Raw genomic sequence first — 7,469 nt, 5'->3', positions numbered from 1 at the left:
CGCCCCGATAGGCCGCGAGCACCGCTGGCAGCACTTTGATGGCACCCCAGTCGAGCCGCATGTCCGACAGCGCCGGCCGTACCAGCGAGCCGATGAACACCAGGTCGCGGCAGCCTTCGGCGCGGAGCAGCCGCAGCAGCCTGCCGAAAGCTCCCATCCGCAGCCAATGATGCCGGTACGCGGTGACGCGTTCGGCGTCGCAGCTTCCCTTCAACGCAAACAGCACCGGCGTCAGGCCGCGCGCGGCGAGCGAGTCGGCAACGGCGAATGGCAGCGTGCCGCCGCCGGCGATGATGCCGACGGGCGCGCCAATCTGCAGTGATGGATCAGTCATGGCCGCGCCGACCGCAGGTCAGGCGTCGTCGCCGTCATTGACGGCCGCACCGCCCTCACGCGCCATGCACAGCGCGACACGCGCACCGCGACCGCCGCGGCCCTTGATGTCGTCGATGAACGTGACGATCTCGGCGATCGCCGGATCCTCCGCCGTGCGCGGACGCACCCGTTCAAGCCGTTCGGCGAGCGGACCGCTGCTGTAGAACAGGTCGCTGAAGAACGAGCGCACAATCGCGAGCCGCTCCTTGGTGAACTTCCGCCGGCGCATGCCGACGATATTCAACCCGGCGAGCTTCGCATAGATGCCGTTGGCGAGCGCATACGGAATGACGTGGGTGCGCAGCCCGCTCATGCCGCCGATCATCACCTGCGGGCCGACCCGGGTGAACTGCTGCAGCACCGTCATGCCACCGATGAAGGTGAAGTCGCCGATCTCGCAGTGACCGCCGAGGGTCGCGGCATTGGCGAAGATCACGTCGTTGCCGACGATACAGTCGTGGCCGACATGGCTCGCCGCCATGAAGAACCCGCGGTCGCCGACCCGGGTGACGCCGCCGCCGCCGACCGTGCCGGTGTTCATCGTCACGTTCTCGCGGATGGTACAGGCGTTGCCGATGATCAGTGTCGTCGGCTCACCCTTGTAGCCGGTCGACTGCGGCGCGCCGCCCAGCGAGGCGAACGGATGGATGGTGCAGCCTTCGCCGATCGTGGTGTGGCCAGTGACGTTGACGTGGCCGATCAGCGTCGTACCGGAGCCGATGCTGACGTGCGGCCCAATGGTGCAGAAGGGCCCGATGGTCACGTCGTCGCCGATGACGGCGCCGTCTTCGATACGCGCAGTCGGATCAATTGTGCTCATTCAGCCCGTCAATCTGCCAGCATCGCGCCGACATCGGCTTCCGCCACGATCTGTCCGTCGACCTTGGCCTCGCCGTGAAACCACCACATCGTCTTGCGCCGCCCGGTGCGGGTCAGGTGATACTCGACGGTATCGCCAGGCATCACCGGCTTACGGAACTTGCACTTATCGATGGTCAGGAAATACACCGCGCGCGGCTTCTCGGTGCCGGTGACAGACAGGATGCCGATCACGCCCGCGGTCTGGGCCATGCCCTCGATCATCAGCACGCCCGGATACACCGGCCGCTCCGGAAAGTGGCCCTGGAACGCCGGCTCGTTGACGGTGACGTTCTTGATGCCGATGCCGCTGTAGTCCTCGCGGATGTTGATCACGCGATCGATCAGCAGAAACGGGAAGCGGTGCGGCAGGGTCTTGAGGATGGTGTTGATGTCAACTTTCTCAAAGCGAATCGGCGATTCCATCACCCCCGTCCTTCATCCCTGTCGTCATCGGGTCTCGCCGCCGTGTCGGCTCCGCTGCCTTCAGCGAGCCGCCGCACCGCGAGCATCTCCCGGAACCATGTTCTGGTCGGCCGTGCGAAGATACCGCCCCAGCGCTCACCAGCGGGAATACTGTCCTTCACCCCGGACATCGCCGCCACCTGGGCGCCGTCGCCAATCACCACATGATTGTTGATGCCGACCATGGCGCCGAGCGCGACGTTGTCGCCCAGCGTCAGGCTGCCGGCAAGACCGCATTTGGCGGCGATCACGCAATGTCGACCAATTGTTACGTTGTGGCCGATCTGAACCTGATTGTCGATCTTGGTGCCCTCGCCGATCACCGTGTCGCGCAGCGAACCGCGGTCGATCGTCGTCCCGGCGCCGAGCTCGACATCGTGCTGGATGATCACGCGGCCGGTCTGCGGCACCTTGGTGTGCTGGCCTGCGAAGATAAAGCCGAAGCCGTCCTGGCCGATATGGCAGCCGGGATGCATCAGCACGTTGTTGCCGATCAGCGCGTGCTGGAGGTGGCTGCCGGCACCGATGTCGCAATCGCGGCCGATCTTGACGCCGGCGGCGATCACCGCCCCCGCCCCGATCACCGTTCCCGAGCCGATCTCGACGTCGGGCCCGATCACCGCCAGCGGCTCGACCGTGACCTCGTCTTCGAGCTTGGCGCTCTCATGGATGACCGCCGTGGGCGCGATGCCGGGCGCTCCGATGCCGGTGTGCGGACGCAACGCATCGGAATACAGATGCCGTGCGTAGGCCACGAAGGCATGGAAAGGACGCCGGGCGCGCAGCACAGCGACGTGCGACGGCACCCTGCCCTCAAACCGCTCGCTGACAAGGCACGCGCCCGCGCTCGTGTTCGCGAGCTCATCCGAATAGCGGAGGTTCTCGAAGAAGCTCAAGTGCATAGGGCCGGCCTCGTCGAGCGAGGCCAGTCCGGTGATGCGATGCTCCGCGTGCGAAGCATCAACCAGCGTTGCTTTCGTCAGGCTGGCGATCTCGGCCAGGGTCGACGAAGGACGCGGCGGGAAAAACGACGTGGATGCCATTCCTTCGGTCGTGGTCCGGAGTGCGGGACTTAGAACGAGGTCCCGCCGCCGAACTTGAACTCCTGAACGCGGTCGTACTTACCCTTGGTGATCGGGATCGCGTAGTCGAAGCGCAGCGGACCGAACGGAGACGCCCAGATCAGGCCGACACCGACCGAGGTACGGACCAGATTGGTGTCGTCGTAGTTCAGACCCGAGCAGGTACCGATCGTGGTCTGGCTCGCCGGGATACAGCCGGGGGTGTTGACTTCGCCGGTGACCGACCACGACGTCGGGCCCTTGTAGTCGAACAGCGAACCGGCGTCGGCATAGACGGCGCCCTTGAGCCCGACTTCCTTCGGCAGGAACCAGAACGGCATCTGCAACTCGACCGACGCACCCCAGTAGTTGGTGCCGCCGAGCGCGTCGCCGCCGTAGCCGTACAGGGCATACTGGCCGATATCACGCGGACCGATACCGTTCGGAGCGAAGCCGCGAACCAGGTTCGAACCCATCTGGAAGTGGTCGAGCATCCGAAGCTGGTTGCCGCCATAGGTGCTCAGGTTACCAGCCTGCAGGTGAACCAAACCGACCAGATCCGACACCAGAGAAGTGTAGTACTTGGCGTCGAACGCGGTCTTGATGAACTTCACGTCGCCGCCGACACCAGCGAAGTCCTGACGCAGGTCGACGAGCAGACCGTCAGTCGGGTTCTTGATGTTGTCGAGGGTGTTGTAGGTCAGCGTATAGCCGAGCGACGAGGTCCAGTAGGCACCGCCAGCCAGACCGATGCGGACCGGCAGGGAGGCCTCGCCGTCGCCGTAGCAGCCCAGCACGCCGTAGGTGGCTTGCAGGTTGTTGGCAGCGATATACTGCGGCGTCGGGAAGAAGCCAGCACCCGGGATGTTGTTACAATTGTTCAGGTACGACGGCAGCGTGATTTCCTGCCGGTACAGCGAGTAACGGATCTGCAGCGACAGATCTTCCCGCAGCGCGAAGCCGAGGCGCGGGCTGAAGCCGAGCGTCTTGGTCGAGTACGAGATGTAACGGTTGGCGAGCTGTTCGCGCTGATACAGGTCGAGGCCGAGCGCGACGCGGTAGTCGAGCAGATACGGCTCGACGAACGACAGCGAGTAGCCGCGGGCATACTGACCGTACTGCACCGAAGCCTTGGCGAAGATGCCGCGGCCGAGGAAGTTACGCTCCGAGACCGAGACTTCACCCAGCGCACCGTCGCTGGTCGAGTAACCACCCGACACCGAGAAGTCGCCGGTCGACTTTTCTTCGAGGTTGACCACCAGGATGACGCGGTCGCTCGAAGAGCCCGGCTCCGTGGTGATCTTCACGGTCTTGAAGAAGTCGAGGTTCTTCAGGCGGCGCTCGGCGCGGTCAACCAGCGCACGGTTGTAGGCGTCGCCTTCAGAGATGTCGAACTCACGCCGGATCACGTAATCGCGGGTCCGGGTGTTGCCGACGACGTTGATGCGCTCGATGTAGACGCGCGGCCCCTCTTCGATCGAGAACACGATCGAGACGGTGTGCTCGTCGAAGTTACGGTCGCCGCGCGGACGCACGGTCGCGAACGCATAGCCGCGGCGCGACAGCTCGATCTGCATCTCTTCGACCGACTTCTCCAGCGCCTCGGCGTTGTAGAGCGAGCCGACATTGACACGCGAGAAGCTGCGCATCGAGTTGCCGTCGAGGGTCGGAATGGCGGATTCGAAGGTCACCGAACCGACGCGGTACTGCTGACCTTCCTCGATCTTGAAGGTGACCAGGAAGCCCTTGCGCTCCGGATCGTATTCGGTCAGCGCGGCAACCACCTGCACGTCGGCAAAGCCGTGCTTCAGGTAGAAGCGGCGGATCAGATCGCGGTCGGCCTCGACCCGGTCCGGATCGTAGACGTCACCGTTGCCGAGGAAGCTGAGCAGGTTGCTCTCGCGGGTCTTGATCACGTCCTTTAGGCGATAGGACGAATAGGCCTTGTTGCCGACGAACTCGATCGACTTGACGCCGGTCTTCGGACCTTCGGTGATCACGAACACCAGGTCGACGCGGTTGTTCGGCTGCTCGATGATCTGCGGGTCGACGCGAACGTCATAGCGACCCGAACGGCGATAGATTTCGGCGATCCGCAGCGCGTCGCCCTGCACCATCGGGCGGGACAGCGTGCCGCGCGGCTTCGACTGGATTTCAGCCGAGAGCTGCTCGTCCTTGATCTTCTTGTTGCCCTCGAACGCAAGGCGACCAATCACCGGGTTTTCGACGACGCTGACGACCAGACGGCCACCCGCCTGGTTGATGCGCACGTCCTGGAACAGGCCGGTCTCGATCAGCGCCTTGAGGCCGTCATCGATCGAGCCCTGGTCGAGCCGCCCGCCCGGACCCGGCTTGAAATAGGAGCGAATGGTCTCGGCCTCGACCCGCCGGTTGCCCTCGACCGCGATCGACGAAGCGGATTGGGCGGCGGCAGGAGACGCCATCACCACCCCGACCGCCGTCGTGGCGACCGGTACGGCGAAAAACACCAGGGCGGCACCGACTACCCCCCGCAACACTCGCATTCCAACTTTCATGCGCAACGCGCCCTTGTCATTCCGATGCCGGCACGGAGCCCCCGCACCGACAGAATCCCCAGGTTGCCTCGCTTGTAGACAATTTTGCCGCCCCGGCAAACGTCCTTTAGCGCTGCGATTTCAATTTCATTCCAACACGTTGCCCATCCGCCACGTTTGACAAATGGGAGACTCACGACGACGCCAGGTGCAGGATGTCGTTGTAGGTCGCAAACATCATCAACATCAGCACCAAGGCGAGCCCGATCCGGAACCCAACCTCCTGCGCCCGCTCCGACAGCGGCCTGCCGCGCGCAGCTTCGATTCCATAGAACAACAGGTGCCCGCCATCCAGCAACGGAACCGGGAACAGGTTCAACAGGCCAATCGAGATCGACAGCACCGCCGCCAGATGCAGCAGCGGGGTAAAGCCGATCGTGGCCACCTGCCCCGACACCTGCGCGATCCGCAGCGGGCCGCCAAGCTGGTCGGCCGCTTCCCGACCGGTGAAAATACCGCCGATATAGGAGAACGTCCGATCGACGACGAACCAAGTCTCCTTGATCCCCATCCAGAATGCCACCGCCGGATTGACCTGCTCGGTGGTCACCTCGCCCGCAGCGGTCGAGCGGCTGATGCCGAGGATGCCCAGGCGCTGGACGTTACCGAAGCGGTCCTTGATCTCCTTGAGCTGGGGGGTAGCCACCAGATCGACGGTCGAATCGCCGCGCTTGACGGTAAATTTGAGCTGGTTGCCGGCTTCGGCACCGACGAAGCGCTGCATCTCGAGGAAATTGCTGATCGCGCTGCCGTTGATCGACGTCACCACGTCGCCAGGCTTGAAGCCAGCCGCCTCGGCGGCACTGCCCGGCTGCACGCCATCGACACGCGCGGAGGTATTCGGCACCCCAAACACGCTGAACAGGAAGGTGAACAGCACCACGGCCAGGATAAAATTGGCCAACGGGCCGGCGACCACGATCGCGGCGCGCGGCCCCACCGGCTTGTGGTGGAAACTGACCGCCCGCTCGGACGCCGACATCTGCGACAACGCATCGCCGGAAGGCGTGCTGGCCTCGCTGTCGTCACCAAAGAACTTCACGTAGCCGCCGAGCGGCACGGCCGAAAGCTTCCAGCGGGTGCCGTAGCGGTCGTTGAAGCCGACGATCTCCGGACCGAAACCGATCGAGAAGGTCAGAACTTTCACGCCGTTCCAGCGCGCCACCAGGAAATGGCCGAGTTCGTGGAAGAACACCACGATGGTCAACACGAACAAGAAGGGCACCACATACCCCACCAGTCCGTGGCTCAACGTGTGGAAACTATTCAGAAAAAGATCGGCCATCCCATTCCCTTCGAGCAGAACCGACGGCCCTGTTCCCTATCTCCTCTAGGATGCCTTTGCGGCAATTTGAGGCAATAGGGTGGCAGCGAGGTTTCGCGCCTGTTGGTCAAGCGCGATGGCGTCGTCGGCGGAGCCGAGCGGCGCCTGGTTGCCGGCGCGGACCCAGATGTTGAGCGTGTCTTCGACCAGCCGCGCGATCGCCCCGAACCGGATCTTCTGCGCGATGAAGGCCGCGACCGCCACCTCATTGGCGGCGTTATACACGGTGGTAGCACCGTTGCCGGTGCGGAGCGCGTCATAAGCCAGCCGCAGACCGGGAAAGCGCGCGAAATCAGGGGCTTCGAAGGTCAATTGACCAATCTTGGCGAGGTCGAGCTTCGCCGCGCGCCCGGTAATGCGATCCGGGAAACCGAGACAATGCGCGATCGGAATCCGCATGTCCGGCGCACCGAGCTGAGCCACGACCGAGCGGTCGGCAAACTCGACGAGGCCGTGAACGATCGACTGCGGATGCACCAGCACGTCGATCTCGTCGGGCGACAACGCGAATAGGTAGGAAGCCTCGATCACCTCGAGGCCCTTGTTCATCATCGATGCCGAATCGATGGTGATCTTCTGGCCCATGCTCCAATTCGGATGCTTCAGGGCCTGCGCCAGAGTCGCCTGCTCGATGTCGGCAGCGGCCCAGGTGCGGAACGGACCGCCCGAGGCGGTAATAATGACCCGGGTCAGTTCATGGCGGTTGCCCGAGGCGAGCGCCTGGAACAGCGCGTTGTGCTCGGAATCTGCCGGCAGGATCTGCGCCCCGGCAGCAGTCGCCCGGCTCATGAAGAAGTCGCCGGCGCACAC

The 7,469-nt window shown here is 64.1% G+C and carries 6 protein-coding genes and 1 pseudogene; all 7 read right to left on the bottom strand.

Annotated elements, in window-relative coordinates; all coding sequences use genetic code 11:
* Positions 1–334: pseudogene (locus DYI24_RS17245) on the bottom strand (DUF1009 domain-containing protein); the annotation flags it as partial.
* A gap of 18 nt (positions 335–352) precedes the next feature.
* Positions 353–1,195 (bottom strand): acyl-ACP--UDP-N-acetylglucosamine O-acyltransferase, encoded by an 843-nt coding sequence (gene lpxA, locus DYI24_RS17240; RefSeq protein WP_164573172.1) that lies wholly within the window; start codon positions 1,193–1,195, stop codon positions 353–355.
* A gap of 8 nt (positions 1,196–1,203) precedes the next feature.
* A complete protein-coding gene (fabZ, locus tag DYI24_RS17235) occupies positions 1,204–1,659 on the bottom strand; it encodes a 3-hydroxyacyl-ACP dehydratase FabZ (RefSeq protein ID WP_107344812.1) in 456 nt (151 codons plus the stop codon).
* Positions 1,659–2,741, bottom strand: a complete 1,083-nt coding sequence (lpxD, locus tag DYI24_RS17230; RefSeq protein WP_164573171.1) for a UDP-3-O-(3-hydroxymyristoyl)glucosamine N-acyltransferase — start codon at positions 2,739–2,741, stop codon at positions 1,659–1,661. The genes fabZ and lpxD overlap by 1 nt, the downstream gene beginning before the upstream one ends.
* Positions 2,742–2,770: 29 nt before the next feature.
* Positions 2,771–5,296, bottom strand: coding sequence for an outer membrane protein assembly factor BamA (gene bamA, locus DYI24_RS17225; protein WP_164573170.1), 2,526 nt, complete (start codon positions 5,294–5,296; stop codon positions 2,771–2,773).
* Between the two features lie 172 nt (positions 5,297–5,468).
* The gene (gene rseP, locus DYI24_RS17220; RefSeq protein WP_107344815.1) at positions 5,469–6,620 is read right to left on the bottom strand and encodes an RIP metalloprotease RseP; all 1,152 of its coding nucleotides are present in this window, start codon (positions 6,618–6,620) and stop codon (positions 5,469–5,471) included.
* A gap of 45 nt (positions 6,621–6,665) precedes the next feature.
* The coding region (gene dxr / locus DYI24_RS17215) for a 1-deoxy-D-xylulose-5-phosphate reductoisomerase (RefSeq protein ID WP_164573169.1) at positions 6,666–7,469 on the bottom strand (804 nt) is incomplete at its 5' end.

Origin of the sequence: Rhodopseudomonas sp. BR0C11, assembly GCF_010820945.1 — a bacterium.
Taxonomy (GTDB): Bacteria; Pseudomonadota; Alphaproteobacteria; order Rhizobiales; family Xanthobacteraceae; genus Rhodopseudomonas; species Rhodopseudomonas palustris_H.
Note: the sequence above shows the minus strand (reverse complement) of the source record. Positions and strands in the feature narration are given on the sequence as shown.